General features: G+C 64.1%; 28 protein-coding genes. 12 read left to right on the top strand and 16 right to left on the bottom strand.

From position 1 onward, the window contains the following. The first annotated feature begins 10 nt into the window (after positions 1-10). From AKG11_RS06445 to AKG11_RS06435, 3 genes are all read left to right on the top strand, one after another. On the top strand, positions 11-1705 hold the full coding sequence (locus AKG11_RS06445) for an ABC transporter permease (protein ID WP_050743311.1): 1695 nt from the start codon (positions 11-13) through the stop codon (positions 1703-1705). Next, on the top strand, positions 1693-2724 hold the full coding sequence (locus AKG11_RS06440) for an ABC transporter ATP-binding protein (protein ID WP_050743310.1): 1032 nt from the start codon (positions 1693-1695) through the stop codon (positions 2722-2724). The genes AKG11_RS06445 and AKG11_RS06440 overlap by 13 nt, the downstream gene beginning before the upstream one ends. Before the next feature lie 94 nt (positions 2725-2818). Next, complete coding sequence (locus AKG11_RS06435; protein WP_050743309.1) at positions 2819-2998, top strand: hypothetical protein; 180 nt, start codon at positions 2819-2821, stop codon at positions 2996-2998. Positions 2999-3099: 101 nt separating this feature from the next. On the opposite strand, the gene katG is transcribed toward AKG11_RS06435, so the two are convergent. Then, positions 3100-5274, bottom strand: a complete 2175-nt coding sequence (gene katG, locus AKG11_RS06430) for a catalase/peroxidase HPI (protein WP_050743308.1) — start codon at positions 5272-5274, stop codon at positions 3100-3102. Positions 5275-5442: 168 nt separating this feature from the next. Here katG and AKG11_RS06425 point away from each other — a divergent pair, with 168 nt between their 5' ends. Then, positions 5443-6342, top strand: coding sequence for a hydrogen peroxide-inducible genes activator (locus AKG11_RS06425; protein WP_023514135.1), 900 nt, complete (start codon positions 5443-5445; stop codon positions 6340-6342). Positions 6343-6369: 27 nt separating this feature from the next. On the opposite strand, the gene AKG11_RS06420 is transcribed toward AKG11_RS06425, so the two are convergent. Together AKG11_RS06420 and AKG11_RS35780 are read right to left on the bottom strand one after the other, a co-directional pair. After that, complete coding sequence (locus AKG11_RS06420; RefSeq protein ID WP_050743307.1) at positions 6370-6675, bottom strand: DUF3307 domain-containing protein; 306 nt, start codon at positions 6673-6675, stop codon at positions 6370-6372. A gap of 315 nt (positions 6676-6990) precedes the next feature. Next, positions 6991-8388 (bottom strand): M10 family metallopeptidase C-terminal domain-containing protein, encoded by a 1398-nt coding sequence (locus AKG11_RS35780; RefSeq protein WP_050743306.1) that lies wholly within the window; start codon positions 8386-8388, stop codon positions 6991-6993. Between the two features lie 152 nt (positions 8389-8540). Here AKG11_RS35780 and AKG11_RS06410 point away from each other — a divergent pair, with 152 nt between their 5' ends. From AKG11_RS06410 to AKG11_RS06390, 5 genes are all read left to right on the top strand, one after another. Then, positions 8541-9098, top strand: coding sequence for a DUF924 family protein (locus AKG11_RS06410; RefSeq protein WP_050743305.1), 558 nt, complete (start codon positions 8541-8543; stop codon positions 9096-9098). A 104-nt stretch (positions 9099-9202) separates the two neighbouring features. Further along, the gene (locus AKG11_RS06405) at positions 9203-11680 is read left to right on the top strand and encodes a mechanosensitive ion channel family protein (protein ID WP_371260040.1); all 2478 of its coding nucleotides are present in this window, start codon (positions 9203-9205) and stop codon (positions 11678-11680) included. 147 nt (positions 11681-11827) lie between these two features. Next, on the top strand, positions 11828-12091 hold the full coding sequence (locus AKG11_RS06400) for a hypothetical protein (protein WP_037409439.1): 264 nt from the start codon (positions 11828-11830) through the stop codon (positions 12089-12091). Between the two features lie 186 nt (positions 12092-12277). Next, complete coding sequence (locus AKG11_RS06395; protein ID WP_024271529.1) at positions 12278-13105, top strand: response regulator; 828 nt, start codon at positions 12278-12280, stop codon at positions 13103-13105. A 221-nt stretch (positions 13106-13326) separates the two neighbouring features. Beyond that, entirely contained in the window at positions 13327-14571 is a 1245-nt protein-coding gene (locus tag AKG11_RS06390) for a GGDEF domain-containing response regulator (RefSeq protein WP_024271528.1), read from the top strand. 38 nt (positions 14572-14609) lie between these two features. Here the strand turns inward: AKG11_RS06390 and AKG11_RS06385 are convergent, their stop codons facing one another. Next, complete coding sequence (locus AKG11_RS06385) at positions 14610-15617, bottom strand: GlxA family transcriptional regulator (protein WP_023516966.1); 1008 nt, start codon at positions 15615-15617, stop codon at positions 14610-14612. Between the two features lie 298 nt (positions 15618-15915). Between AKG11_RS06385 and AKG11_RS06380 the strand changes: the two genes are divergently transcribed. Further along, on the top strand, positions 15916-16524 hold the full coding sequence (locus AKG11_RS06380; RefSeq protein ID WP_050743303.1) for a GNAT family N-acetyltransferase: 609 nt from the start codon (positions 15916-15918) through the stop codon (positions 16522-16524). A 105-nt stretch (positions 16525-16629) separates the two neighbouring features. On the opposite strand, the gene AKG11_RS06375 is transcribed toward AKG11_RS06380, so the two are convergent. Together AKG11_RS06375 and AKG11_RS06370 are read right to left on the bottom strand one after the other, a co-directional pair. Further along, positions 16630-16833 carry a hypothetical protein gene (locus AKG11_RS06375; RefSeq protein WP_023516964.1) on the bottom strand — a complete coding sequence of 68 codons (204 nt, stop codon included), beginning with the start codon at positions 16831-16833 and terminating at the stop codon, positions 16630-16632. Between the two features lie 105 nt (positions 16834-16938). Then, positions 16939-17157: a hypothetical protein gene (locus AKG11_RS06370; protein WP_050743302.1), complete on the bottom strand. Its 219-nt coding sequence runs from the start codon at positions 17155-17157 to the stop codon at positions 16939-16941. Positions 17158-17273: 116 nt separating this feature from the next. Here AKG11_RS06370 and AKG11_RS06365 point away from each other — a divergent pair, with 116 nt between their 5' ends. Then, positions 17274-18191 (top strand): LysR family transcriptional regulator, encoded by a 918-nt coding sequence (locus AKG11_RS06365; RefSeq protein WP_023517077.1) that lies wholly within the window; start codon positions 17274-17276, stop codon positions 18189-18191. Between the two features lie 38 nt (positions 18192-18229). On the opposite strand, the gene AKG11_RS06360 is transcribed toward AKG11_RS06365, so the two are convergent. The 10 genes from AKG11_RS06360 to AKG11_RS06315 all read right to left on the bottom strand — a co-directional run bounded on the left by AKG11_RS06360 (position 18230) and on the right by AKG11_RS06315 (position 26362). Then, positions 18230-18628 carry a hypothetical protein gene (locus AKG11_RS06360; RefSeq protein WP_245290145.1) on the bottom strand — a complete coding sequence of 133 codons (399 nt, stop codon included), beginning with the start codon at positions 18626-18628 and terminating at the stop codon, positions 18230-18232. A 14-nt stretch (positions 18629-18642) separates the two neighbouring features. Further along, a complete protein-coding gene (locus AKG11_RS06355; protein ID WP_050743301.1) occupies positions 18643-18951 on the bottom strand; it encodes a hypothetical protein in 309 nt (102 codons plus the stop codon). A gap of 211 nt (positions 18952-19162) precedes the next feature. Then, positions 19163-21235: an ASKHA domain-containing protein gene (locus AKG11_RS06350; RefSeq protein WP_050743300.1), complete on the bottom strand. Its 2073-nt coding sequence runs from the start codon at positions 21233-21235 to the stop codon at positions 19163-19165. Positions 21236-21271: 36 nt separating this feature from the next. Next, on the bottom strand, positions 21272-21595 hold the full coding sequence (locus tag AKG11_RS06345; RefSeq protein ID WP_050743299.1) for a hypothetical protein: 324 nt from the start codon (positions 21593-21595) through the stop codon (positions 21272-21274). A gap of 1 nt (position 21596) precedes the next feature. After that, positions 21597-22562: a methyltetrahydrofolate cobalamin methyltransferase gene (locus tag AKG11_RS06340; RefSeq protein WP_050743298.1), complete on the bottom strand. Its 966-nt coding sequence runs from the start codon at positions 22560-22562 to the stop codon at positions 21597-21599. A gap of 90 nt (positions 22563-22652) precedes the next feature. After that, positions 22653-23747, bottom strand: a complete 1095-nt coding sequence (locus AKG11_RS06335; RefSeq protein ID WP_023514487.1) for a methylenetetrahydrofolate reductase — start codon at positions 23745-23747, stop codon at positions 22653-22655. A 3-nt stretch (positions 23748-23750) separates the two neighbouring features. Further along, positions 23751-24338: a methylenetetrahydrofolate reductase C-terminal domain-containing protein gene (locus tag AKG11_RS06330; RefSeq protein WP_023514486.1), complete on the bottom strand. Its 588-nt coding sequence runs from the start codon at positions 24336-24338 to the stop codon at positions 23751-23753. After that, positions 24331-24633 carry a virulence factor gene (locus tag AKG11_RS06325; RefSeq protein ID WP_023514485.1) on the bottom strand — a complete coding sequence of 101 codons (303 nt, stop codon included), beginning with the start codon at positions 24631-24633 and terminating at the stop codon, positions 24331-24333. The genes AKG11_RS06330 and AKG11_RS06325 overlap by 8 nt, the downstream gene beginning before the upstream one ends. Before the next feature lie 208 nt (positions 24634-24841). Beyond that, a complete protein-coding gene (locus tag AKG11_RS06320) occupies positions 24842-25624 on the bottom strand; it encodes a formyl transferase (protein WP_050743297.1) in 783 nt (260 codons plus the stop codon). 96 nt (positions 25625-25720) lie between these two features. Then, a complete protein-coding gene (locus tag AKG11_RS06315) occupies positions 25721-26362 on the bottom strand; it encodes a DUF1638 domain-containing protein (RefSeq protein WP_023514483.1) in 642 nt (213 codons plus the stop codon). A 14-nt stretch (positions 26363-26376) separates the two neighbouring features. Between AKG11_RS06315 and AKG11_RS06310 the strand changes: the two genes are divergently transcribed. Further along, entirely contained in the window at positions 26377-26535 is a 159-nt protein-coding gene (locus AKG11_RS06310) for an entericidin domain-containing protein (RefSeq protein WP_023514482.1), read from the top strand. Positions 26536-26541 lie beyond the last annotated feature (6 nt).

Genomic DNA, 26541 nt, shown 5'->3' with positions numbered 1-26541 from the left:
CGCGACGTTCATGTACGGTTATGTTCGTCCGGGAAGCAGCCAGCCGATCTGGCTGCTTCCGCTTATCGCAGGCGTGGTTGTCGTCCTCAGCGTGCTGCCCCTGGCGCGGCTGGCGGTGACCGGCATCATCGCCTTCGCCGATGGCGGCGCCTTTGACGTGCTCACCGATCGCGCGCTCTGGTCGGCGACGTACTTCACGCTCGTCACCGCCGTTCTGGGCACGGTCATCTCGCTGGCGATCGGCTCGCTCTTCGCTTTCCTGCTGACCTTGACCGACATGCCGGCCCGGGGAACGCTCAGCTTTCTCTTCGTGCTGCCGATGATGATCCCGCCGCAGGTGACGGCGCTGGCCTGGGTGCAGATGTCCGGCCCCGCAAGCCCGCTCCTGAAGGCCTTGCACATCGCGCCGCCGCTCGGCTCGCCGCAGCCGCTTTATTCGGTCGGCGGGATTGCGCTGCTCTACGGGGTGCAGCATGCGCCGCTCGTCTATCTGGCCCTGCGGGCCGGGCTGATGAACATGCCCCGCGACGGGATGGAGGCGGCGCGCCTTTCCGGCGCCTCGGCCCTGCGCACGTTCCGGGATATCGTCCTGCCGCTTGCGTTGCCTGGCATGATCGCCGGCGCCGCCATCGCCTTCGTCTCCTGTATCGGCAATTTCGGCATTCCTGCGATCCTCGGCATCCCGGCATCGATCTACACTCTCTCGACCCTTGTCTTCACCAAGTTCGCCGCCTTCACGGATCGCACCTTCGGCGAGGTCGCACTGCTTTCGGGTGTCATCGTGCTGATTTCGGTGGCCGGGCTTGCCGTGCAGGAGCGTGCACTCGGCGGCCGGGACTATCGCATTCTCGGCCAGGCCGGTACGGCGGCATGCCTTCCCGTTGGCCGATGGCGCTTCGTCTTCCTGCCCCTGCTGGTGGTCCTCCTCTTCGTCATGCTGGTCGCGCCCTTTCTCGCACTCGTGGCCGGTGCGCTCGTGCCGGCCTATGGCGTGCCGCTGACAATCGACACCCTGTCCTTCCATGCTTTCGAGGAGGTCCTGCTGCGGCAGGCGATCACCCGGACCGCCTTTGCCAACTCCCTGTTCCTTGCCACCGCCACCGCCATCGGCCTGCTCGCCCTGTCGGTGCTTGCAGGCTACCTGCTGACGCGCCGGCGGGGTGCGACGGTGCGCGTCCTGGCGAACCTGATCGAGATTCCCTATGCGCTGCCCGGCATCGTCATCGCCGTCGCCTTCATCCTCGTTTTCGCAGCGCCCCTGCCGGTCTTCAACGTGTCGCTCTACGGCACGATCTGGATCATCCTCATTGCCTATTTCGCGAGCTTCTTCGCGGTCAGTCTGAAACCCGTCGTCAGCGTCTACCGCCAGCTCGATCCGGCGCTCGAGGAGGCGGCGCGCCTGGCCGGCGCCAGCTTTTTCGCGCGTCTGAGGGATATTATGATCCCGCTGGTGGCGCCCGCCGCCGGCGCCTCCGTCATCCTCGTCTTCCTCATCGCCTGCAATGAGCTGACGGTTTCGGCGTTGCTCTGGTCCGCGGGTACGCAGACGCTCGGCGTCGTGATCTACAATCTCGACGACAGCGGTGGCTCGGATCTCGCTTCCGCCCTCTCGGTGCTCGTGGTGTTCATGGTCGTCGCCATGATGCTGCTACTGGAAACGATGGCGAAGCACCTGCCGAAAGGAGTGGTGCCGTGGCGAAGCTGATCCTCAACAATGTCAGCAAGGATTTCGGCACCGGCCGGCCGGCGGTGAAGGGCGTCTCGCTCGATGTGCGCGACGGGGGCTTCCTTGCGCTGCTCGGCCCGTCCGGCTGCGGCAAGACGACGGTGCTGCGGATGATCGCCGGTTTCGAAGCGCCGAGCGACGGCGCGATCTTCCTCGGCGAGCGGCTTCTGGCCGATCCCGCGCAGTCCCTGCCGCCCGAGCGGCGCAACATGGCGATGGTGTTCCAGTCCTATGCGCTGTGGCCGCATATGAGCGTCGCCGACAATGTCGGCTATCCGCTGAAGGTGCGCGGCGTTTCGAAGGATGCCTATCGCCGCGGGATCGTCGAGGCGCTCGAGACCGTGCGCCTTGCCGATCTCGCCGAGCGCCGTCCGGCGGACCTCTCCGGCGGCCAACGCCAGCGTGTCGCGCTTGCACGCTGCCTCGTTACCCAGCCGGATGTCGTGCTGCTCGACGAGCCGCTGGCCAATCTCGACAGGCACCTGCGACAGGAGATGGAGGAGACCTTTCGCGAGTTCCACCAGCGCTCCGGCGCGACGATGGTCTATGTCACGCACGACCAGAGCGAGGCCATGGCGCTCGCCACCGACATTGCGGTCATGTCCCGGGGCGAGCTGCTGCAGGTTGCGCCGCCCCAGGAGATCTATGCCCGCCCCGAGGGGCGGCTTGTCGGCAGCCTGATCGGCCGCGGCGCCGTTCTTTCACTTGCGGTGACTGCGGGAATTCCGCGAAAACTCGGCTGGGAGGTGCTGCGGACCCTGCTGGCGTCGGCCGTGTCCGACGGCGGCATGGTGGCCGATGTTCTCGTTCGGCCGGAGGATGTGGTGCTGGGCGGCGAGGGGATCGCGGCACAGGTCCGCTCATCGCTCTACGAGGGAGAGCGCTACAGCCTGACGCTGGCGCTGGCGGACGGCCAGATCCTGCGCGCCTTCAGCCGTGAGAAACCGGCACCGGGCGATACCGTATCCGTGACGATTGCTTCCGCATGGCGGCTCTAGCCCTGGAACAGGGCAGGTGACATGTGGATTTTCGGGGAACCAGGGACCGGCGGCTTCGTTAGGCCTCTGATCGTTCAACGGAGAACAGCAAGCCATGGACAAGATCTCTGACGTTGCCAGGTCGAAGGAAGACAAGCGCCGGGAAGAAAAGAAACCGGGCGTGATCGTTGCCGGACCGGAGGCCCATGCCCGCGAGCACGCCGGAAAAGCGCCGTCTGGCCGTAAGCCCAAATCCGCGGATAGGGCTTACAAGGGAACAGCAGATCCCTCGTAGTTCGACGGTGCCAAGGCCGATTGGGCCTTTCGGCAGGCCTTCCCCCGCCGAAGCGGGGGAAGGGATATGCGTCGCTCCCGGATACCGGGCTGGTCTTTTGGTCAGGCGGCCAGATCGAAGCGGTCGGCGTTCATGACCTTGACCCAGGCGGCAACGAAGTCCTTCACGAACTTCTCCTTGTTGTCGTCCTGAGCATAGACCTCCGCATAGGCGCGCAGGATCGAGTTCGAGCCGAAGACGAGGTCGACGCGCGTCGCGGTATACTTGGCGGCACCCGTCTTGCGGTCGCGGATCTCGTACAGGTTGTTGCCCGTCGGAACCCACGAATAACCCATGTCGGTAAGCGTGACGAAGAAGTCCGTCGTCAGTGCGCCGACCTTGTCGGTGAACACGCCATGAGCGGTGCCGGCATGATTGGTGCCGATGACGCGGAGGCCGCCGACGAGCGCCGTCATTTCCGGCGCCGTCAGGCCCATGAGCTGGGCGCGGTCGAGCAGCAGCTCTTCCGGGCTCACCACATAGTCCTTCTTCTGCCAGTTGCGGAAACCGTCGGCGAGCGGTTCGAGCGGGGCAAAGCCGTCCGCATCGGTCTGCTCGGCCGTCGCATCGCCGCGACCCGGTGCGAAGGGCACCGTGACGTCGACGCCTGCGGCCTTCGCCGCCTGCTCGACACCCCAGTTGCCGGCGAGAACGATGACGTCCGCAAGGCTTGCGCCCGACGCGGCCGCAATCGGCTCCAGGACGGCGAGGACCCGGGCGAGACGCGCCGGCTCGTTGCCTTCCCAGTCCTTCTGCGGAGCAAGGCGGATGCGGGCGCCGTTCGCGCCGCCACGGAAGTCGGAACCGCGGAAGGTGCGGGCGCTGTCCCAGGCGGTGGCGACGAGATCTGCGGCCGGAAGGCCGGAGGCGGCGATCTTCGCCTTGACGGCAGCGACGTCATAGTCCGTGCGGCCGGCCGGGATCGGATCCTGCCAGACGAGCTCTTCCGCCGGCACATCCGGGCCGAAGTAACGCGACTTCGGGCCCATGTCGCGGTGGGTCAGCTTGAACCAGGCGCGGGCGAAGGCATCGGAGAAGGCGGCGAAGTCGTTCTTGAAGCGCAGCGAGATCTCGCGGTAGATCGGGTCCACCTTGAGCGCCATGTCCGCGTCCGTCATCATCGGGATGGTGCGGATGGAGGAATCCTCCACGTCGACCGGCTTGTCTTCCTCGGCGATGGTGATCGGCGCCCACTGGGACGCACCGGCGGGGCTGTGGGTCAGCGTCCACTCGTGCTTGAACAGCATTTCGAAGAAGCCGTTGTCCCACTTCGTCGGTTCGGAGGTCCAGGCACCTTCGATGCCGGAGACGACCGTGTTGCGGCCGATGCCGCGGCCCTTCGTGTTCATCCAGCCAAGGCCCTGGAATTCCGGGCCGGCGGCTTCCGGATCCGCGCTGAGATCACCCGCGTTGCCATTGCCGTGCGACTTGCCGATCGTGTGGCCGCCGGCGGTCAGCGCGACGGTTTCCTCGTCGTCCATGCCCATGCGGGCGAAGGTCTCGCGCATCTGCGCGGCCGTCGCCAGCGGATCGGACTTGCCGTTCACGCCTTCCGGATTGACGTAGATGAGACCCATCTGCACGGCGGCGAGCGGGTTTTCCAGCGTCTCTGGCTTGGAGACGTCGCCATAGCGGCCGTCGCTCGGGGCGAGCCACTGCTTTTCGTCACCCCAGTAGACGTCCTTTTCCGGCGCCCAGATGTCTTCGCGGCCGAAGGCGAAGCCGAAGGTCTTCAGGCCCGCGACGTCATAGGCGATGGTGCCGGCGAGCGCGATCAGGTCGGCCCAGGAGATCTTGTTGCCGTACTTCTTCTTGACCGGCCAGAGCAGGCGGCGGCCCTTGTCGGTGTTGACGTTGTCCGGCCAGGAGTTAAGCGGGGCGAAACGCTGGTTGCCGGTGTTGGCGCCGCCGCGGCCGTCCGCGGCGCGATAGGAGCCGGCGGCATGCCAGGTGACGCGCGCCATCATGCCGACATAGCTGCCCCAGTCGGCCGGCCACCATTCCTGGCTGTCGGTCATCAGGGCGCGCAGGTCCGCCTTCAGCGCTTCCACGTCCAGCTTCTTGAGTTCTTCGCGGTAGTTGAAGCCCTTGCCCAGCGGATTGGTCTTCGCGTCGTGCTGGTGCAGGATGTCGAGGTTGAGCGCGTTGGGCCACCATTCCATGACGGAATTGTTGAGGGCGGTGGCGCCGCCGTGCATGACCGGACACTTGCCGGTCGTCGTCGTCTTCGTATCCATTTGGTCCTCCAACGGATTTTCTTGATTCGACAGGACACCGGAAGGGTACTTGCAGGCGCGCCTCTTGGGTCGGCGCCGCAGCGAAGCGTCTTCCGGGTTGCCAAGGCGTAGCAAAGGCCAGTCATAAACTCCAATTGTAAAAACTAAATGCTCCGATATGCTCAGGTTATGAATGGCCTGACCATGAAACATTTGCGTTATTTCGAGGCGCTTGCCCGCATCGGTCATTTCGGCCGGGCGGCGGAGAGCTGCGCGATATCGCAGCCGGCGCTCTCCGTGCAGATCCGCGAGCTGGAGGACCTGGTGGGCGTGCCGCTCGTCGAGCGCGGCGGGCGGCGCATCCGGCTGACGGGGCTGGGCGAGGAATTTGCCGAGCGGACGCGGGCGATCCTGCGTTCGGTTGACGAATTGGAGGATCTCGGCCGGGCAGCGCATGGGCCGATTGCCGGCCGCCTCCGTCTCGGCGTCATCCCGACGGTCGCGCCCTATCTTCTGCCCGACATCATCAAGGCGCTGGCGACGCTCTATCCCGGCATCGATCCCCGGCCGCGCGAGGCGATCACGCAGCGGCTGATCGAGGACCTGACGGAAGCCAAGCTCGACGCGGCCATCGTCGCCCTGCCGATTTCGGAGCCGGCCCTCAAGGAAATCGCGCTCTTCGACGAGGAGTTCGTGCTGGTGCGTCCTCTGGAGGACGCCGGAAAGCCGGTGCCGAGTTCCGACCGGCTCCATGAAATGCGGCTGCTGCTGCTGGAGGAGGGGCATTGCTTCCGCGACCAGGCCCTTTCAGTCTGCAATATCGGGGCGTCGTCGGTGCGTGACCTGATGGAGGGAAGCTCGCTGTCGACGCTGGTGCAGATGGTCGGGGCGGGCATCGGCGTGACGCTTATTCCGCAGATGGCCGTCGATACGGAAACCCGGTCCGCCTCGGTCTGCATATCGTCGCTGGCCGAGCCCCGGCCGACACGAACGATCGGCATGGTCTGGCGCAAGAGCAATCCACTTTCGGCCCAGTTCGCCACGATCGCGGAAATCGTGCGCGATGCCGGCCTGAAGAAGCAGGGGTGAATGGGCGCGGAACGGGATCCCGTCCCTTCACGGCATGATCAGCACCACGCTGATGATCAGCCAGATGAGCTTGCACAGCAGGTGCAGGGTCTGGTCCTGCCCAAAGCTGATCTTCCCGCGGATCTTCGCCTCGTCGATCACGACATGCACGACCCATTCGGCAAGGCCGAGCAGGGCGCTTCCCGTCACCAGCAGCACCACGGCGCCGTGGATGCCGGCATGGGCGATGAGATGATAGGCCCGCAGGGGGCCCTCGACCTTGGCCCTCACCAGGAAGTCGGATTGCAGGGGATAGTCGGCGAGCCAATGCCCGGCGCACAACAGCAGACCCATGGTCAAAATTTCGTTCGTCATCGAATGAACTGTGCAGGTTGGGCGTTATGGTCGTGCCGCCGGCGGCCGGGGTTCCATGCGATCGGCGGGGTGAACCGTTGTTTTATTGCACCATCTGCGCCGCGCTGTTCCCTGGGGAACAGGTTGCTCGCCTCGGCTCGTGTTTGCGTCCCGTAGATTCGCTGCAGCGCGCCTTCCGGTGCACCCGCGTTTGAGCGCCGGCCATTGCAGTGTTTCAATGAAAAAGCGGCGCCGGTGTGACGCTGTGGCAAAGCTGCAAGGCGGTTTTGCGTCCGCTGCGGTGGCGAGCGATTGTCAGAGCAGGAAGTCGCCCTTGCTCAGTGCCAGCTTGCCGTCGAGGTCGAGGCGGAAATCGGCGGTCTTGTCGCCGTCGATATCCCCTTCGACGATGGTGACGGCCTTGCCCTTCGCTGTCGTCGTATGCCAGCGCAACTCGCCGGCCTCGCCCGTGAAGGACTTGCCCCGCGCAAGAAGGGTGAAGCTGTGGCCCGCCTCAGAGCCGTTGGCGTCGATGGCCGAAAGGTCGATGCGGTCGCGGCCGGGCTCGAAATCCGCGATGCGGTCGCGTGTCGCAAGGCCGATATCGGCGGCGCTGTGGAAGACGAAGGTGTCGGCGCCAGCGCCGCCCGTCAGCATGTCCGCGCCGGTGCCGCCGCTCAGCCAGTCGTTTCCCGCACCGCCATCGAGCCTGTCATTTCCGGCAAGGCCGACCAGCGCGTCGTTGCCGCGGCCGCCGGAAAGCGTGTTGGCGTGCGAGGATCCAACAAGGAGATCGGCATCGTTGGAGGCCGTGTCGTGGGCCGTCCCGTCGCCCGAGAGATTGCGGAGAGTGGCGGAGGCGACCTGCAGTTCCTCCAGCGCCATACCCTTGGCTATGCCATAGGCGGCCTTCAGCCTGACGATGGCGGGGGCATATTCCTCGAAGATCGCGTCGATGCCCGAAAATCCCTTGATGCGGCCGGCGGTATCGGCATCGAAGCGGCCTTCATAGGAGAGAATCTTTTCCCGGTGCGCGGCATACATGCGGCCCGTATCGAGCGCTTCCTCGGTCGTTGCCGTGCCCTCCCTGGCGAAGAGCTTGAATTGTTCGGCCTCGACATAACGCCGGTTGGCGATGCCGGCATGGCCGCTGCCATTGGAATTGTAGCGGATCTCGTACCAGGCCTCCGCCCGGTCGCCGGCCAGGATGGCAGCCTTCAGCTTCGGCCCGAGCAGGGACGGTGCGTTGTAGGCCATGCTGAAGAGTACGGCGCGCTCGGTGGAATTGGGAATGCCGGCGAGCCACGTGTCGATCGCCCTCTCGTAGCGAGGCGAAAGCGCGGTCAGCGCCGCCTGGATTTCGGCATCGGACGAGAAGGCGAAGGTTTTCGGCACGGCTGGATCGCGCGTCGCATTCCAGTCGGCCATGACCTTGTCGAGCCGGCCGTTGAGCAGTGCGGTCTCTCCCCTGGAATAGCTCTGGTCGATGACGGCCTTCAATTTGGCCTGCAGCGCCGTGCTCCAGCCGCTGCCGGCGATTGCCTTCAGCACGGGTTCGAGATTGTAGCGCAAGTTGAAGCCGATGCCGATCGTCGGCGCCGGATCGGCCGCCGTGTCGAGATAGGCGCGCCGCGTCGAGCCCTCCAGGGCGAGCAGCAGGTCGAAACCCGTCTTCCGGTAGGCGGAGGTGGAAAGACCGGTGAATTTCAGCATTGTTGGCCCTGCTTTCGTCGCGTGTGCGCAGGCTAGCGCGGGCGAGGTAAAGGCGGCGCTCACGAAAAGGGCAAACGCTTTGCTAACGCCGCCCCCTTGCAACCCGGGCGCACCCCGCCATATTGCGGCGAAGACGAACGGAGACAGACGGCATGAGCGAGAACAGGATCAGGACACCGCAGGAGGTCGTCGACTTCTGGTGCGAGACGCTGACGGCAAAGGACTGGTGGCAATCGACGCCGGGGCTCGACGCGCATGTGCGCGAAACCTTCGTCGAGACGCATTTCGCCCTCTCGCAGACGGTGACGGCGTTATGGCGGGCGAGCCCGGAGGCGCGGCTTGCCGCCATCATCGTTCTCGATCAGTTTCCCCGCAATATGTACCGCGCCTCGCCGTTGGCCTTCGCCACCGACTGGATCGCCCGGCGCGAAGCGCGCCTTGCGCTGGAGGCGGGCGCCGACAAGGCGGTTCCCTATGACCGGCGCCATTTCTTCTATATGCCGCTCGAGCATTCCGAAGCGCTGGCCGACCAGGACCTCTCCGTCGAACTGTTCGAGGCGCATGGCGACGAGATGTATCTCGACTATGCCGTCCGCCACCGGGACGTCATTGCTGAATATGGCCGCTTTCCGCATCGCAACGCTTTCCTCGGCCGCGTCTCCACGCGGGAGGAGGAGGCCTATCTCGCCGAGCCGGGTGCCGGATTCTAGCATCGCGGGCGGGCCGGTTTAAAATGGCCGCATTCGTGGGTAGAAGGGGCGCAATCGCATGCCTGCGCTGCGTCGTCTGTTTCCGTTCAATTGAGGATGGCCTGTTGCCGACCTTCCGCCTTCTTTCCGTCCTTTTCACCGTTCTCCTGCTCGCGGCGGTGCCCGCCCGCGCGCAGACGCCCGCCGCGCCCGCCATTGTCGATGCGACCCAGCTCGAGCAGGCGAGCAACGACCTCGATCGTGCAGCCGGTCAGCTCAATGCGATTCGCGAGCGGGTGGACCGTTTCAAGGACGACGATGCGCGGCTCGTCGAACTGAAGGTCGAGGCCGAGGCGCTGAACCGGACGATCCTTGCCATCTCCGTCGCGACGCGGCCGCGGCTGGAGGCGATCAAGGCGCGCCAGACCGAGCTGGGCGATCCACCGGCCGAGGGGGCACCGGCCGAAGCTGCCGTCGTGGTGGAGGAGCGCAAGAAGCTTGCCGGGGAGCGCAACGAGATCAATGCGTTGACCGGGGAGGCGGAGAACCTTTCCATCGAGGCGACGAAGCTCTCCAACCGTATCACGGAAATCCGCCGGCAGCTTTTCACCGACGCGATCCTGAAGCGTACGGATGTCAACACCGCGCTCTTCACAGAGGCCACCGGTGCGCTCAGCAACGAGACGGCGACGCTCGGGCGTACGGTAACGGCCTGGCTGCAGTTCGTCTGGAAGTTCAAGCGCATGCAGCTTCTGGGCGCCGTCGGGCTCTCCCTGATGGCGGCGCTGGTGTTGCTGTCCGGCGGCTACCGGCTGTTCTCACCCTTCATCACGCGCGCCGTGCAGCAGCAGAAGCCGCACTATATCACCCGGCTTTCCGTCGCCTTCTGGTCGACGATCCTGCCGAGCATCGCCGTCGGCGCCTTTGCCGGTACCAGCTACTTCTTCCTCGACACGTTCAACGTGCTGCGCTCCGACATCGCGCCGATCGCGTCGGTGGCGCTTGGGGTCATGGTGGCGATCTTCTTCGTGGCGCAGCTTGCCAATGCGGTCCTGTCGCCCGGCGACGGCCACTGGCGACTGGTGCGGGTCTCCGATCGTGGCGCGCAGCTTCTGTGGCTGCTGATCTTCAGCATGGCCCTCGTCAACGGCGCCGACTATTTCCTCGGCACGATCAGTGAAACACTGGGCTCTCCGGTCGTGCTAACGGTGGTGAAGAGCTTCTTCGCCTCGATCGTCATCGGTGCGTTGCTCGTCGTCACTGCCTTCATCAAGCCGGTGCTGCACCAGGGGGAAACGCCCGATTCGCAGGGGCGCCCCTGGCCGCGATCGATCTTCATCCTCCTGATGCTGACCGGTCTCGGGCTCATCTTCGCCTCGCTGTTCGGCTATGTCGGCATGGCGCGCTTCATCGCCACGCAGATCGTCGTCACCGGCGCGATCATCGTAACCATGTATATCGGCTTCCTTTCCGGCCGCGCCGTTTCCGCGCCCAACGCCTTTGCCGAAACGGCGGTGGGCAAGCGGCTGGAAGCGCGCTTCGGCCTCGGGCAGGTGTCGCTCGACCAGGTGGGGCTTGCCGCGGGCCTGAGCATCTATCTGCTGATTTTCGTCTTCTTCGTGCCGCTGGTTCTCCTGCAATGGGGCTTCCAGATCGCCGACATCGAATCCTGGGCCTACCGCATCTTCACGGAGATTCGTATCGGCAGCATCACGATCTCGCTGATCGGCATCCTTGCGGGCATCCTGCTCTTCGTCGCCGGCCTCGTCATCACGCGCTGGTTCCAGAAATGGGTGGACGGCAACGTCCTGGCGCGCAGTCAGGTCGATGCGGGCGTGCGCAACTCCGTACGCACCGCCGTCGGCTATGCCGGCGTGGCGCTGGCCGGCCTTGTCGGCATATCGGCGGCAGGTATCAACCTGTCCAGCCTCGCGCTCGTCGCCGGTGCCCTCTCGCTCGGTATCGGTTTCGGCCTGCAGAACATCGTCTCGAACTTCGTTTCGGGCCTCATTTTGCTGGCGGAACGCCCGTTCAAGGTGGGCGACTGGGTGGTGGCAGGCACGACCGAGGGCTTCGTGCGCCGCATTTCCGTACGTGCCACCGAGATCGAGACCTTCCAGCGCCAGACGGTGATCGTGCCAAATTCGGTGCTGATCAACGGGCAGGTCGGCAACTGGACGCATCGCAACAAGCTCGGCCGTGTCGATCTGATGATCAGCGTGCATGGCAGCAACGACCCGCGCAGGGTGCAGGAAATCCTCGTCGAGGTCGTGCGTGCACAGCTGGGGCTTTTGCGCAATCCGGAGCCGATGGTGGTCTTCCAGGCCTTTTCGTCTTCGACGCTGGATTTCGAGGTCCGTGCCTTCCTTGCGGATATCCTCAATGGCACGGGCGTGAAATCCGATCTGCGCGCCGCCGTGCTCGAACGGTTCCGGACCGAGGGCGTCGCCATCGGCGCGCCGGCGTCGGCGGAGGTGCCGATCAAGATCTCGCCGGAAGGGGCCGATCTCATCACCACGCTGCTCGATCAGGCCACGCAGAAGATGCGCCCGCAGGTGGCGGGCCGGCGCGGCAAGACCGCGGACGAGGTGCCCGAAACCTGATCGGAGCGCCTGATTTGCGGCACATGAACGCCGCATTCACGCTGCATTCAGCCGTTTCCCCATAAAACACATGCAAATCCCGACGAGGAGCGATAGTGTTCCTCCAGGGCTTGTGAAACAGGGGCGGCGCTGCGGCGCCGGGCAATGATGAAGCGAATGATCATGATGCTGCTGGTATCGGCTGCGATGTCCGCTCCGGCCATGGCTGCCTCGGTGACCAACAAGGACGGTGACACCCAGGTGCTCGTCATCGTCGAGGGCGGCAGCCGTATGGAGGTCGCGCTCGAGCCCGGAGCGACGGAAACGATCTGCCCGACCGGCTGTTTCGTCACCCTGCCGAACGGCGACCGTATCGCGCTGAACGGCGGCGAGAATGTCGAGATCCAGGGCGGCTCGGCCTCGGTCAAGTAAGCTTCCGGATGGGTCTTTGCTGCGGCGCGGAAGATGAACCGCGCCGCTTTGCTTTAGGGCGACGGGTTTTGCGCGGTGAGGCGGAGAATCGCTTCCCGCTTTTTGATGCCCTCTAAATTTAACGCTTTCGCAAAGGGTTGCCGCTAGGTCTTAACCTGGGGAACATTCATACCACGAAGGCATATCATGGCATTTATCGGCATTTCCGGGATGCAGTATTCCGGCGCGTCTCTCTCGCATCACCGTATTCTTGTTGCCGAGGACTCGAATGTCTTCACATCCATGATCTCAAAGCGCCTGAAGGAACTTTTCGACATCGATGTCGAGATATGCCGCAGCTTCGAGGAGCTGGAGCTTGCCTATGACAAGTCCAGTGACAAGATCACGCTCGCGATCTCGAACATCAACCTGCCGGGCGCCGAGAACGGCGAGGCGTTGAACTATCTCGTCGATCTCAGCATTCCGACGATCGTCTTCACCGGCACGTTTCAGCAGAAGACGCGCGACCAGCTGCTCTCCAAGGAAATCGTCGATTATATCCTGAAGGACAACATCTTCGCCGTCGATATGCTGGCCGAATCGGTCTGCCGCTTCCTGACCAATCACAATCACCACGTCCTGATCGTCGATGACAGCGCGACGGCCCGGGCGCTGCTGACGACGCGCCTCAAGCGCTACAATTTTCGCGTCAGCACAGCGGAGAACGGCTCGGCTGCGCTTGCGCTGCTGAAAGCCAATCCCGATATCGGCCTGATGATCACCGACTACAACATGCCCGACATCGACGGTTTCGAGCTGACGCGGCGCATTCGCGGTACGATCGGATCGCACAAGCTGCGCATCATCGGCGTGTCGTCCTCGACCGATCGCCTGCTTTCCGCGCGCTTCCTGAAGGCCGGCGGGAACGACTTCATCATGCGTCCGTTCATCGATGAGGAATTCTACTGCCGCGTTAATCAGAATCTGGACACACTGACCCAGATCAAGACGGCTCAGCAGCGCCTTACGGCCTGATTTTCCTGACATTTCCGTGATCCACCCGGATATGTCCCTTACGTAGCGTAAGATATTTCTTTCCGGATTAACCAGTTGGTAAAACCGGTGGTTTGTAATGCGTTTCAGACCGGAACATCATCAGGGTACTGGACGACGTGGGAGTGGATCCAAATCCGCAGCGAGGGCCTGCATTTCTGCGCCATTCTGGCCAGCAGGTGCTGCTTGTGGAAGACTCGCGCATGTTCTCCACCGCGCTCAGGTACAGGCTTGAGCGGGAGCTTGGGCTTGCCGTTACCCATTGCTCCAGCATGGCTGCCGTCCGGGCGATCTTCCAGGGCGATGCGCCGGAATTCGTGCTGGCCGTGCTCGACCTCAATCTTCCCGATGCGCCGAACTGCGAAGCGCTCGACTATGTGATCTCGAAGGGGATCGCGCCGCTGGTCTTCACGGGTTCCTTCAGCGATGCAACCCGCGATCATATCCTCGCCAAGAACGTGCTCGACTATGTCGTCAAGGACAATCCGGCGGCGATCCAGCAGCTGGTGCTGGCCGTCGACCGCATCCTGACGAGCGGCAAGACGCAGGTGCTCGTCGTCGATTCCGATCCGGAAAGCCTGCAGCGGCAGGTGAGCCTGATCGCCAAGCAGCGCTTCCAGATCATTGCGGTCGAAAGTGGTGCGGCGGCGCTCGATGCGCTCGATTCGCACGGCGGCATCGACATGGTGGTCTGTGATCTCGCGCTCTCCGACATGAACGGTTTCGATCTCCTGGGCGAGATCCGCCAGCGCCACGGCGACGATGCCGTGCGGGTCGTCGGCCTGTCGACCTCCGAGGACCGCATGGTCGCCGCCCGCTTCCTGCGTGCCGGCGGCGATGAATACATCCAGAAACCCTTTCTTGTCGAAGAGTTCAACAGCCGGATCTTCCACGTCGCCGCGATCCAGAAGCGCGTGCAGTCGCTGCACCGTATCGCGGCGCGGGACTATCTCACCGACATCTACAACCGGCGTTACTTTTTCGAGGCGGGGCCACGGCTCGTCGACCAGGCGCTGCGCCGGGGCGAACCCATGTCGATCGCCATCCTCGACATCGACCATTTCAAGCGCCTCAATGACACCTATGGCCACGAGGTCGGCGATATCGTGCTGAAGGCCATCTCGCGCCGGCTCAAGCACAGGGTCGGCGATCGCCATCTTCTGGCGCGACTCGGGGGCGAGGAGTTCGGCATCATTTTCAACGGCTTGCCGCTGGAGGAAGCGCTGGATTACTGCGAGCGGCTTCGCCAGGAACTGGCGGCCCAGCCGATCAACGCGGACGGCGAACCCCTGACGATCACCGTTTCCGCCGGCCTTGCGGCGATTTCCGGCCGGGAGACCTTCGACAACTACCTGAACGCTGCCGACCAGTTCCTCTACATGGCCAAGCATGCCGGCCGGAACCGGGTCTTCTCAGAGCTGTCGCTGATGAGCGCCTTGGCAAGCTGAGCCACGCCGAGGCGGGGCCGGAGCCAGCATTTTCCGGTTCAGCGGGCGATGGCCGAAAGCGTCAGCTTGCGCTCGGCACGTTCCTGCTGGGGCGAGCGGTTGTAGAGTTCGCGATAACACTTGGAGAAGTGTGAGGCGGAAACGAAGCCGCAGGCGACCGCGACCTCCACCACCGGCATCGAGGACTGCACCAGCAGATGGCGCGCGCGGTCGAGCCGGATTTCGAGATAGTAACGGGCGGGCGAACGGCCCATCTCCTGGCGGAACAGGCGCTCGATCTGGCGGCGCGAGAGATCGGCGCTGTCGGCGATCTCCAGCAGGGACAGCGGCTCGGAGAGATTGCTTTCCATCAGTTCGATGATCGACAGAACCTTGGCGTTCTGCACGCCGAGGCGGGCGCGCAGCGGCAGGCGCTGGCGGTCGTGCGGCCCGCGCACGCGGTCGGTCAGCGCCTGTTCGCAGACGCGGTTGACGAGGTTCTCGCCAAAATCCTGGTCAATGAGGTTCAGCATCATGTCGAGCGAAGCAGTGCCGCCCGCGCAGGTATAGATGTTGCCGTCGATCTCGTAGAGGTCGGCGTAGACATCGACCTGCGGAAAGGCCTCGGCAAAGCCCGGCAGGTTTTCCCAGTGGATGGCGCAGCGCTTGCCCGAGAGGAGGCCGGCCTGGGCGAGAACATGGGCGCCGGTGCACAGCGAACCGACGGCGATGCCGCGGTTGTAGACCTCACGCAGCCACGCATTGACCGATTTGTTGGAGAAATCCTCCACATAGATGCCGGAACAGACCAGCACCATGGAGGGGCGGCTCTCGCCGCCGAGGTGCTTGCGCTCGTCGGTGAGCGAGGAATTCACCTCGATGCCGATGCCGCTGGAGGACAGAACCTGTTGGCCGTCCGTCGAGGCGAGGCGCCAAGTATAGGCCTCGTAGCCGAGCATGCGGTTGGCGATGCGCAGGGTCTCGATCGCCGCTGAGAAGGGCAGCATGGAGAAGTTGGGCACCAGGAAGAAAACGAGAGAGCGCTTCTTGACGTTTTGCTTGTTCATCGGAGTGTCCATGCTGGGGGCGCGATGTCGCAATCGTCGCAGGCAGGCCGGCAGGTGCGCTAGTATTTTTGCGACACCGAAAGGGATGGTTACGACTGAGGCACGCTGCGTATCGCTGAAATGCCAGTGTCTTCCGGCGGAATTGTGTCTTTGCCTCCGCACTTGCACATTTGCGACCCTGCCGCCGGCATCGTCCGATTGCGACAGCATGGGCCGATGCAAGGAGGCCGCGCCGTTCCGTTTGACAAGTGTCCCCGCCACGCGACATAGGGGAGTGAACTCTTGCAAGGTGAAATCGATGCTGCCAGATGGATATTCGGACGTGCCGGCTGGAAAGCTTGCTGCCGTGGTGACCTGTCTTGAAATGCGGGCACCGCCACCCGGACGCGCCGATCCCGAACAGGCTGGAATCGTGCTCCAGCACATCGCCCGGCCGGAGGTCGCCTGGTATCGCGACCTCTATGGCCGCATCGGTGCCGAATGGCTCTGGGCCTCGCGCCTCGCCATGGCGGAGGCCGATCTCAAGGCGATTCTCCATCATCCCGACGTCGAGGTTTATGCCGTGATGAAGGACGGGCAGGGCGAGGGCCTGCTGGAACTGGATTTTCGCGAGGAGGGTGTCTGCGAACTTGCCTTCTTCGGCCTGACGCCGGCGACGATCGGCAACGGAACGGGGCGCTGGCTGATGAACCGGGCGATCGCACGTGCCTGGTCGCGGGACGGGCATCCGCCGATCCGCCGCTTCTGGGTGCATACCTGCACGCTCGACGCGCCGCAGGCTCTGTCCTTCTACATTCGCTCGGGATTCACGCCGGTCAAGCGCCAGGTGGAGGTCTTCGACGATCCGCGGGTGACGGGCGTCCTGCCGGAAACGGTGGCGCCGGCGGTGCCGATCCTGCGGCCCTGAGGCGCGGCATGTTATAAAAGAAAACCGCCGGAGGGACGTTTGACGGTCAGCTCCGGCGGTGTTCGGCGTCGTCTTTCTTCGGCGGATTGCCGCTACAGTCATCCGTCATCGTGTCGTCTTGTCCCACGAACGGAAGCCGATATCCTTGCGCTGGTCGAAGGACAGGCCTTCCAGCTCCCGCTCGGTGCGATACCGCCGCCAGGCGGATACGATCCGTTCGAAGGCATCCCGGAGGGGATGAGACAGGTTGCCGGTGTGACGGGTGCCAGACGCACGCCGTACCGGACGATGTTCCAATGCTATTGCCATTTCAGGGTCCTTTCGAGCTTGGGAGGTTTCGAAAGGTCGCGACCTTGATCGTGACTATGTCGCAACCTTATGCATCAATCAAACGAATATATTTGATTGGATTTATCAGCGTTCTTCATGATTGATGGCGGCCGGCCAGTTGATGTCGTCCTTGAGGTAGGATGGCAGCTGTGCCAGTTCTTCGGCTGTGTGGCGGGCGGCATTGCGCCGGCGGCGGGCTTCTATCGCGTCGCCCACGAAGCGCCGTATTGCGTAGTAAAATCCGTTTCCACGAACCGCAACGGCGAGATCGGCGCCGCCTGCGTACGATTTCTGCGTATCCATGGCGTTTTTCCTTCCACTCGGTGGCTTGTGAGGTTGACTATCCGCCCATCTCGGTTTTCAATCAAACGAAATGAAGTGACAGTTTGCTTCAGATTTTCTGATCCATGGAGGTAGGCATGAACCTACTGATGCGCCAGACGCTCCCCTTGCTGGAACTCGACATCCTCAGAACCTTCGTGGCGATCGCCGAGACCGGCAATTTCACCACGGCCGCCGAAACGGTGCACCGCACGCCGTCTGCTGTTTCCATGCAGATCAAGAAGCTGGAGGAACTGCTCGGCTGCACGCTGTTCCGCCGCGATGCGCGTTCCGTGGTGCTGACGCATCATGGTGAAGTGCTGCTGTCCTATGCGCGCCGGCTGATCGCGCTCAGCAACGAGGCGGTGTCACGCTTCATGATGCCGGAAATGAACGGCGTGGTGCGGCTCGGTGCGCCTGACGATGTCGGCGAGCTCATCCTGCCGGAAGTGCTGCGCCGCTTTGCCGAGACCTATCCGTCGATCGCCGTCAATGTATCGATCGAGACGAGCGGCAATCTGCGCCGCGCCGTCGCCGAACGCCGGCTCGACCTTGCCATCTTCAATGCCACGGACGGCACCATTCCCGTTCCCGGAGAAATCCTGCTCAAGGAGCAGCTCGTCTGGGCCGGCAAGAATTGCGGCAATGCGCATCTGAAGAACCCTCTGCCGGTATCGGTCTGGGAAGAAGGCTGCATCTGGCGGGCGCGGGCGCTCGAGGAGCTGAGCCGGTCGGGTCGTGATTTCCGCGTCGCCTATTTCTGCGCCCATCACATGGGCCAGCGCGCCGCCATCCGGGCGGACCTTGCGGTTGCGCCACTCGCGCGCTTCCTGGTGGGGGACGACATGGTGGCGCTCGGCGAGAAGGACGGCCTGCCGGATCTCGGTCATTACCTGATCGGCCTCGTCGTCAACGAGGAGGCGGAAACGCCGGCGCTTGCCGTCGCGGAATATATCCGCGCCGCCTTCGCCCGTATGGAGCGCCGGCCGATGGATATGCTGCAGGTCGCCTGCTGAACCACGGCGGGCCGGGCGGTGCCCGGCCTACCGGCCGCCTACTCGTAGGTATAGGACGCGCACATCTGCGCGTCGCTTTCCGGCATGTCCTGCGTTGCGAAGACGGCGACGGTCGTCGTGTCGGCATCGCCCCAGGACGCGACATAGGTGACGGGCTCGCCGCACAGCCGGTTGCCGTTGTTGAGGACCGGATCCGATGCCTCCTTGAGGCTGTAGACCGACGCTGCCACCGTCTCGCCGCCCACCACGAACGTATCGCCGACAAGTTCGTCGAAGGTGATCTGCTTGCCGTTCTCGAAGGTGATGCCGAAATCGTCGAACTCGATATCCCCGGTAATGGCCATCGCCGTGTTGCTGATCGCCGCATAGGTATCGGCAAGGGCAGGCGAGGCGATGCCGAGGCAAAGGGCAAGGGCGAGAAGGCGGGCGCGGTTCATCGGAACACTTTCTGTCAGTAGCGGCGGCAGCTCAGCGTACGGCTGCTTTCGGAAGAGGAGAAATCGAGCGTGTCCGCGGTGATCGCGGACAGGTAGATGTAGACCTCGTCGGAGAGGAACAGCGTGTAGGAGCCGTCCGACCCCTCCTGCACCTCCTGGACGTCGTAGGTGTCGTCGCCGATGCTGTAGGCCGTGGCGGTGAAGACGAAGGGCGCGCCGTCGCATTCCCATTCGCCGGTGAAAGGGTAGTCCTCCTGGGCGCGCGCCGGCAGGCTGCTGGCGACAAGAAGAAGGCTGGCGGCGACGAGGCGGGCAAGCGTCATGGACGAGGCTTTCACACGCTGGGGATTGCGGGAGGTTACGTGGTCGATATGGCAATCAACGGGCGAGACCGTCGCCCTATTCTCGGATCATGCCGATAAACCGCCGAAAACAAAACGGATTTTTTGCGGGGTGGTTTAGGGGGAGCGGTTCGGCAGTGGTGGGGTGGCTTGTGCGGCGCCCTGCCTGGATGCGGAGATGCCGGGCGCCCCCTTACTCCCGGCTGCGCCGCCGCCGTCGTCCGCCACCTTCGCCGCCGCCATCGTCGGCCAACACCTTGCGCTCCGGCAGGGTGACGACCTTGGCGAGTTCCGGGAAGGGATCCACCTTGTTCGGCAGCGCCATGGCGTTGACGAAAAGCTGCTGGAAGTTGGGCTCCAGCGCCGTCTCGATCTTCTCGATATGGGCGACCGTCCTTTCGATCTCGCGGCGATGGTCGCGGTTGAGAAGCGCCATGAGCGCGCCCGTGCCGGCGGCGTTGCCGACGGCCTTCACCTCGGCAAGGTCGCAATCCGGGATGAGGCCGAGCACCATGGCGTATTTCGGATCGATGAAGGAACCGAAGGCGCCGGCAAAGCGGATCGTGTCGACATGCTCGATGCCAAGCTTTTCCATCAGGAGCTTGATGCCGGCATAGAGCGCCGACTTGGCGAGCTGGATGGCGCGGATATCGTTCTGCGTCACCGTGATGCGCGGCTCGCCGTCATGCAGCAGGTAGGAGAAGGTGCGCCCGTTCTGCAGGATGCGCGGGCTTTTTTCCACCATGGAGCCATCGACCACGCCGTCCTCGGAGATGACGCCGGCGAGGTACATCTCCGCGACGACCTCGATGATCGCCGAGCCGCAGATGCCGGTGACGCCGACGCTCTTGGCGGCTTCGGCAAACCCCTCTTCGTCCGACCACTTGTCGACGCCGATGACGCGGAAGCGCGGCTCCAGGGTCGCGGGATCGATGCGCACGCGCTCGATCGCGCCTGGTGCAGCGCGCTGGCCGGAGGAGATTTCCGCGCCTTCGAAGGCAGGCCCGGTGGGCGAGGATGCGGCGACGACACGGTCCTTGTTGCCGAGCACGATTTCCGCATTGGTGCCGACATCGACGAGCAGCATCATCCGATCCTGCCGGTAGGGGCCTTCGGAAAGTGTCGCGCCCGCCGCATCCGCGCCGACATGGCCGGCGATGCAGGGCAGCGTGTAGAGCCGCGCACCGCGGTTCACGTCGATGTCGAGTTCGTGCGCCCAGTATTGCAATGCGCCCGACACGGCGAGCGCGAAGGGCGCCTGGCCGAGCTCTGTCGGATCGATGCCGAGGAAGAGGTGGTGCATGATCGGGTTTGCCACGAACACCATGTCGAGGATGTCGTGCCGGTCGACCTCGCCTTCGCCGCAGACCTTGCCGATCAGGCTGTTGACGGCTTCGCGCACGGCCTTGGTCATGGCTTCCCGGCCGTCCGGGTTCATCATGACGTAGGAGACGCGGCTCATCAGGTCTTCGCCGAAGCGGATCTGCGGGTTGGACGTGCCGGAAGAGGCGACGATGCGGCCCGACAGCAGCGACACGAGGTGCATGGCGATGGTCGTCGAGCCGATGTCGCAGGCGATGCCATAGGCCTCGTTCTTCAGGCCGGGATAAAGGGCGACGATGAAGGGGCGCGAGGAATCCATGTCGCGGTGGATGGCGGCGGTGACGCCCCAGTTGCCCTTGCGCAGGATCGACTGCACCTGCGGGATGAGATGGGGGGCGATCAGGAGATCCTTCCAGCCCCAGTCCTTTTCCAGCATTACCTTCAGGCGGTCGAGATCGCCGAGCGGCTTGTGCATGTCTGGCTCGTCCACCTCGACATAGCAGAGCTGGACCGCGGCGTTGCGCTCGATCACACGGTCGGTCGCGGCCTTGCGCACGACCTGTGCGTTGATCACGGTGTCCTGCGGCACATCGACGACGAGATCGCCGAGGATGAGGGCGGAACAGGAGAGGCGACGGCCATCAGGCAGGCCACGGATCTTTTCGTAGCGCTCTTCCTTCGGGCCCTTTTCCGAGATGTGGTCGAGGGAGGAGACGATCTTGTGTTTTGCGAAATTGCCTTCCTGCACCTCGATCTGACAGCGCCCGCAGGTGGCACGGCCGCCACAGACGCTTTCGACATAGACGCCGAGTTTGCGCGCAGCTTCAAGAACGGGCGTGCCCACCGGGAAGCGGCCACGCTTGCCCGAGGGCATGAAGAGGACGAGCGGCTCCTTCACCGAGGCTTCGGTCATGTTGATCTCGTTCTCACCTTCGATGCGCATCGGTCGTACTCTCTTTTCGGCGTGAAACGACGCATCTCAGCCCTTTCTGGCCGAGAGACGCCGCACATTGCGGCGCACGCGCTTGCCATAGGGCTTCAGCGCGGCTTCCGAGACGGCGCGGGCCGCAGCTTCGGGCGATGCCGCCGTCATCATGGCCTTTGCAACAGCAAAATTGGCCGCCATGACGCTTTCCGCCGTGGCAGCCATCTTTTCGGTGACCATCCGGGTCATCTCGGCCGTGTTCTGGGTCGAGCCCGTCATCGCCGCCATGCCCATCTCGTGGCAGCGCATGGCGATCACGAGAGGCGCCTCCAGCCAGAGGCTGAAGGCGTCGCGACGGAGCTGTCGCCCGCCGGCCACGTTATTCCCGGGCCGCGCCGGCGCCGGCGCGGGCTGCACGGCCGCCACGGCGGCCGCCACCGGCTGCCGGAGCTGCGGACGCGGCGGCAACGGCGCCGCCTTCGGCAGGCTTGTGGTCGCGGTAGGTCATGATCCAGTTGGTGCAGTTGGCGTCGGTGCCGTTCAGCACGTTGGCGGCGCGCACGGCTTCCATTTCCTGCGGGCGGCAGGGGTTCATGATGGCGGACGTCATGCCGGCGCCGATGACCATGGGGATGAAGCCGGCATTGATGCCGTGGCGGTGTGGCAGGCCGAAGGAGATGTTGGAAAGGCCGCAGGTCGTGTTGACCTTCAGTTCGTTGCGCAGGCGATAGAGCAGCTGGAAGACCTGGCGGCCGGCATCGCCGAGCGCGCCGATCGGCATGACGAGCGGGTCGACGACGATGTCATGCGGCTTGATGCCATGGTCCATGGCGCGCTCGACGATCTTCTTGGCAACGGCGAAGCGCACGTCCGGGTCCATCGAGATGCCGGTCTCGTCGTTCGAGATGGCGACGACCGGAACGTCGTACTTCTTTACGAGTGGCAGGATGGCTTCGAGCTTCTCTTCCTCGCCGGTGACGGAATTGACCAGCGGGCGACCCTTGGCGACCTTCAGGCCGGCCTCGATGGCGGCGGTCACAGAGCTGTCGATGGCGAGCGGAATGTCGACGAGGCCCTGGACGATTTCCAGCGTCTGCACCAAAAGGCCCGGCTCCGTCTCGTTCGGGTTGACCGAGGTTACACCTGCATTGATGTCGAGCATGGTGGCGCCGGCGGCGACCTGTTCCAGCGCGTCCTTGATCACGGTCTCGAAGTTGCCGGCCTGCATTTCCGCGGCCAGCTTCTTGCGGCCGGTCGGATTGATGCGTTCGCCGATGACGCAGAAGGGCTGGTCGAAACCGATGATGATTTCGCGGGTGGCCGAGGCGACGATGGTGCGTGTCATATAGGGTCCTCTGGGGCGGGGCGCCGGGTTTGATCTAGCGCGCGATTTCCGGTGTTACAAGCGGCATGCCGGCGGTGGCCGGCATGGGGATCAATGGGGGTGATGGGCAGCGATCTCCGCCATCTGCTGCTGGTTCTGCTCGACGCCCTCGCGGGTTCTTTCGATGCGTTCGGCAACGAGCTGGTCGACCGGGTTCGGTTCCCGCTTCCAGGGGCGCCGGCCTTTCAGCACGCCGGAATCATGCACGATCTCTGCGACATATTCTTCCTGTCGGTACGCCATGACGTGAATGCCGGAAACGCCCTCGATCTCCTTCACCTCGTTGATGATGTCGATGCAGAGCTGCTTGCCTTCCTTCTTCTGGTCCTGGGCGCCCTCGAGCCGCGCGATGACGGAATCGGGAATGTGAATGCCGGGCACGTTGGAGCGGATCCACTTCGCCGTTTTGGCCGAGGCCATCGGGCCGACGCCGACGAGGATGTAGCACTTCTCGTGCAGGCCGAGGTCGCGCACCTTCTTCATGTATTCGCGGAACATCGGTACGTCGAAGCAGTACTGGCTCTGCACGAACTGTGCGCCAGCCTCGATTTTCTTCCCGAGGCGATAGGGGCGGAAGTCGTAGGGCGGGGCGAAAGGGTTGATCGCCGCGCCCAGAAAAACCTTCGGCGGCGAGGTCAGCTTGCGGCCGGAGAGGAACTTCGAATTGTCGCGCATGATGCGCACGGTTTCGAGCAGCGACATGCAGTCGAGGTCGAAGACCGGCTTTGCGCCCGGCTGGTCGCCGGCCTGTACGCCGTCGCCGGTGAGGCACATGATGTTGGTGACGCCCATAGCCGCGCCGCCGAGCACGTCGCCCTGGATGGCGATGCGGTTCTTGTCGCGGCAGGCGATCTGCATGATCGGCGCATAACCCATGCGGGTCAGGAGCGCGCAGATGCCCACGGAGGACATGTGGCAGTTGGCGCCGGACGCATCGACCGCGTTGATGCCGTCCACCCAGCCGTCGAAGATCGCGGCGCGCTCGTAGACGTCTTCCGGGTTGGCGCTGTCGGGCGGGTTGAGTTCCGTCGTGACGGCGAATTCGCCGCGGCGCAGCACGCGCTCCAGCCGGCCGAGCGAGGAATGACCGGGCAGGGGATCGAGCGGCAGGTGGGGGCCGAGCGGGTTTTCGTCGATATGCGCCATGGATCAGGCGTCCTTTCCGGCAGCGGCGGCAGCTTCCTTGGCCGCGGCGGCTTCGGCCGTCACGCGCAGCCAGGAGGAGGTTTCGCGCAGCGACTGGTTCACCGGCTTCTGCACGTTCATGATGGCATCTCCCTTGGCCATGTTCTGGGAGCCCTTCCAGGCCTGGACCCAGACGCAGGGCATGTCCGGTTCCACTTCGCAATTGCCGTTGGCGCGCACGCCGCCGCAGGGGCCGTTGCGAAGCTGCTTGGGACAGTTCATCGGGCAGGACATGCCCGTGGACGACAGTGCGCACTGGCCGCACATGCGACAGTCGAAGAGAAAGCCCTTCACATGCTTTTCGACAAAGGTGATCGGCCGTTCGACGCGCTGGTAGCCGAACAGCTTCCAGACGGGATGGAGGAGCAGGAAAACCTCGGCGAAGCGGTGGTAGAACCACTCGAAGAAGCGGGAGTTGCGCACGGCCCACAGGCGGATCGTGTATTTGCGGCGGGCCCGGCGGCTCGGCGAGACGCCGGCCGGCGTGAAGGCGCCGGTGGCGGCCTTCTTGGCGGGTGCGGCATTGCCCGGTTTCTGGATGGCGTCAGCCATTGTCGCGGCCTCCGGCCTTGACGAGGGCGACGAGCCGTTCACGGTCATAGGCGGCTTCCAGCTCGGCCGCGGCCTTGTCGGCTTCCGTCTCCAGATCGTCGGAGACCGGGATGGGGTCGGCCTTGCGCCATTCGGCGAGATAGTCGTCCGTCTCGGCGGCGCCCGTGCGCATGGCGCACATGTCGATCGCCTCGGTGAAGCGCAGCGACAGTTCCCGCTTGGCGCTCGTGCGGCCCTTCTTGATGATGACCTGGGCGGGGATGTCGCGCCAGTAGACGATGATGCGGTCTGCCATGTCGAAAATTCTCCCAGAGCGTCTGCGTGTTTCTTCGGATCGCGAAAACGCTCTTCCTCCTATTGCGCAAATCCGGACGGAAAACCGTGGCACACTTTTCCTGGAATTGCTCTAGCGCTGACAATGCGGTTTGGCCGCGTCGCGGGCTTCACTCGCCACGACTGCCCCATGTTCAAAAACGACGTGGGATTCGACTATACAGAAGGAATTACCAGATGCCGCGGGTCACGCCGTTCAAGAGCCATGTCCAGATCGGCGGATGATACCATTGCCGCGAGGGCGCCGCTATTTTCAAGGGCTTGAGATTGCCGGTCACCGCATCGCGCATCGCCTTGACGATGATGCCTGCCGAGGCCGCCGTCTGGAGCAGCGGATAGGTGTGCATCGTGTCGCGTTTGGAGGGGGTGACGCGCTGCTGGTAGAGCACGTCGCCGGTATCGACGCCGGGGTCGACGAGGTGCACGGTGCCGCCGAAATTTGCCTCGTCGCGCTCGATGCGTGACCAGTAGCCACCTTGCAGGCCGCGATATCGCGGATTGATGCCGGCGTGGAAATTGAGGACGGGGCAGGCGATCGCCGCGAGCGTCCCGGCCTTCATCATGCGGCAGCTGACGAGAAGCAGTGCGGCCGGCCGCACCTCTTCCAGCGCTGTCAGCAGTTCGGGGCCGTTGGCCGAGGGGATGGCGATGCGGCGGATTGTCGAGTCCATCGAGGGGTTTGCGCCGTATTCTTCGAGGATTTCCTCAGCGCGTTTTGCGGTGAAGCGCTTGCCGTATTTGGAAACGACCATGGTGGCGAGCTGGCCGAGGGCCTGCATCCAGCCAAGCTTTTTCGCGCGCCGCCGGATGAACAGCTTTTTCGATTCGGGTTGCTCCTCGATGACGACAAGGTTCGGGAAGGTGGTCTTGACGGCGTTGACGACGATTTCCGGATTGGGGCCGGGCTGGATCAGCATGGCCACCGTTTCCATCCGTATGTCGCGTTCCGTCATGTCCCAGGCCTCGCCAGTCTTTTGCGGCATCTTCGTCGCGATGGCTTAGGAAGCGGTAACTGCGTTGGGGATTTGCCGGGCAGGGCTAAGGATTGGTTAGCGGGCGCGTAAAAGCTCGCCCGTCAGGTCGCCGTAGCCGGTGAAGCGATACTCGTAGGCAAGGCCGAGATAATCCGCCGCCTCTTTCGCCTTCTGCTTCAAACCCTCGTCCTCGACCTGCGAGAGATAGACGAGCTTCCTGTAATTGCCGAAGTACATGTCCTTCAGCTGGGGATGGCGATCGAGACCGAGCGGTTCGATGACGAAGGCGCGGAACTGGCGGGCGAGGAAATCGGTGAGGAAGAAGGAGGTGACGTCGTCGTCCTTGGCCGCGAAGGCGGCGTTGCCGGCGAAGAAGGAATAACAGTGCGGCCCGGCGATGCGCTCGACGCCCTCGCGCTCGCAGAGCCGGTCGAGCAATCCGCCCGTGCCGCAATCCGCATAGCCGACGAAAATGCGGGAAAACCCCTCGGCCCGCGCCTCGGCGATCGCCTGCTCCACGCCGGGCGTGATCTTTTCCGGGTGGGCGTGCCAGATCGCGGGAAGACAGAGCAGGTCGATATGGGAAAGACCGTTCGCCTCGCGGATGGCAAGGACTTCACGGGCGATGGCGCCGCAGGCGATGACGCGAACTTTTTCCGCGTTGCCACGTTCCGCTTCGTCGCCGGCTGGTCTAATTTCCGAGTCGAGTGCATTCATGAGAGGATCCCGCCATGACCGCGAAAAATCTTGCCCGTCTCGGCATTGTCTTTACCGCGCTGCTGGTGCTCAGCGCCTGTGGCAACACCATCCGCGGCCTCGGCCGTGACACCGCCAACGCGGTGGATGCGACCCAGGATGCCGGTCGCCGGGTCGTGCATTCCGTCAATTGATAGATC

The organism is Shinella sp. SUS2, assembly GCF_001262505.1.
Classification (GTDB): Bacteria; Pseudomonadota; Alphaproteobacteria; order Rhizobiales; family Rhizobiaceae; genus Shinella.
Note: the sequence above shows the minus strand (reverse complement) of the source record. Positions and strands in the feature narration are given on the sequence as shown.

Excerpts from the sequence above, each read along its gene's own strand:
- AKG11_RS06350 (WP_050743300.1), bottom strand. The coding sequence starts at position 21,235 with ATGCGCATCGAAGGTGAGAACGAGATCAACATGACCGAAGCCTCGGTG.
- AKG11_RS06360 (WP_245290145.1), bottom strand. The coding sequence starts at position 18,628 with ATGAACCGCGCCCGCCTTCTCGCCCTTGCCCTTTGCCTCGGCATCGCC.
- AKG11_RS06330 (WP_023514486.1), bottom strand. The coding sequence starts at position 24,338 with ATGGCTGACGCCATCCAGAAACCGGGCAATGCCGCACCCGCCAAGAAG.
- AKG11_RS06445 (WP_050743311.1), top strand. The coding sequence starts at position 11 with ATGTACGGTTATGTTCGTCCGGGAAGCAGCCAGCCGATCTGGCTGCTT.
- AKG11_RS06395 (WP_024271529.1), top strand. The coding sequence starts at position 12,278 with ATGGCATTTATCGGCATTTCCGGGATGCAGTATTCCGGCGCGTCTCTC.
- AKG11_RS06420 (WP_050743307.1), bottom strand. The coding sequence starts at position 6,675 with ATGGGTCTGCTGTTGTGCGCCGGGCATTGGCTCGCCGACTATCCCCTG.
- AKG11_RS06380 (WP_050743303.1), top strand. The coding sequence starts at position 15,916 with ATGCTGCCAGATGGATATTCGGACGTGCCGGCTGGAAAGCTTGCTGCC.
- AKG11_RS35780 (WP_050743306.1), bottom strand. The coding sequence starts at position 8,388 with ATGCTGAAATTCACCGGTCTTTCCACCTCCGCCTACCGGAAGACGGGT.
- AKG11_RS06390 (WP_024271528.1), top strand. The coding sequence starts at position 13,327 with ATGTTCTCCACCGCGCTCAGGTACAGGCTTGAGCGGGAGCTTGGGCTT.
- AKG11_RS06340 (WP_050743298.1), bottom strand. The coding sequence starts at position 22,562 with ATGACACGCACCATCGTCGCCTCGGCCACCCGCGAAATCATCATCGGT.
- AKG11_RS06370 (WP_050743302.1), bottom strand. The coding sequence starts at position 17,157 with ATGGATACGCAGAAATCGTACGCAGGCGGCGCCGATCTCGCCGTTGCG.
- AKG11_RS06320 (WP_050743297.1), bottom strand. The coding sequence starts at position 25,624 with ATGACGGAACGCGACATACGGATGGAAACGGTGGCCATGCTGATCCAG.
- AKG11_RS06435 (WP_050743309.1), top strand. The coding sequence starts at position 2,819 with ATGGACAAGATCTCTGACGTTGCCAGGTCGAAGGAAGACAAGCGCCGG.
- AKG11_RS06425 (WP_023514135.1), top strand. The coding sequence starts at position 5,443 with ATGAATGGCCTGACCATGAAACATTTGCGTTATTTCGAGGCGCTTGCC.
- AKG11_RS06325 (WP_023514485.1), bottom strand. The coding sequence starts at position 24,633 with ATGGCAGACCGCATCATCGTCTACTGGCGCGACATCCCCGCCCAGGTC.
- AKG11_RS06410 (WP_050743305.1), top strand. The coding sequence starts at position 8,541 with ATGAGCGAGAACAGGATCAGGACACCGCAGGAGGTCGTCGACTTCTGG.
- AKG11_RS06310 (WP_023514482.1), top strand. The coding sequence starts at position 26,377 with ATGACCGCGAAAAATCTTGCCCGTCTCGGCATTGTCTTTACCGCGCTG.
- AKG11_RS06315 (WP_023514483.1), bottom strand. The coding sequence starts at position 26,362 with ATGAATGCACTCGACTCGGAAATTAGACCAGCCGGCGACGAAGCGGAA.
- AKG11_RS06335 (WP_023514487.1), bottom strand. The coding sequence starts at position 23,747 with ATGGCGCATATCGACGAAAACCCGCTCGGCCCCCACCTGCCGCTCGAT.
- AKG11_RS06365 (WP_023517077.1), top strand. The coding sequence starts at position 17,274 with ATGAACCTACTGATGCGCCAGACGCTCCCCTTGCTGGAACTCGACATC.
- AKG11_RS06400 (WP_037409439.1), top strand. The coding sequence starts at position 11,828 with ATGAAGCGAATGATCATGATGCTGCTGGTATCGGCTGCGATGTCCGCT.
- AKG11_RS06375 (WP_023516964.1), bottom strand. The coding sequence starts at position 16,833 with ATGGCAATAGCATTGGAACATCGTCCGGTACGGCGTGCGTCTGGCACC.
- katG (WP_050743308.1), bottom strand. The coding sequence starts at position 5,274 with ATGGATACGAAGACGACGACGACCGGCAAGTGTCCGGTCATGCACGGC.
- AKG11_RS06355 (WP_050743301.1), bottom strand. The coding sequence starts at position 18,951 with ATGACGCTTGCCCGCCTCGTCGCCGCCAGCCTTCTTCTTGTCGCCAGC.
- AKG11_RS06385 (WP_023516966.1), bottom strand. The coding sequence starts at position 15,617 with ATGAACAAGCAAAACGTCAAGAAGCGCTCTCTCGTTTTCTTCCTGGTG.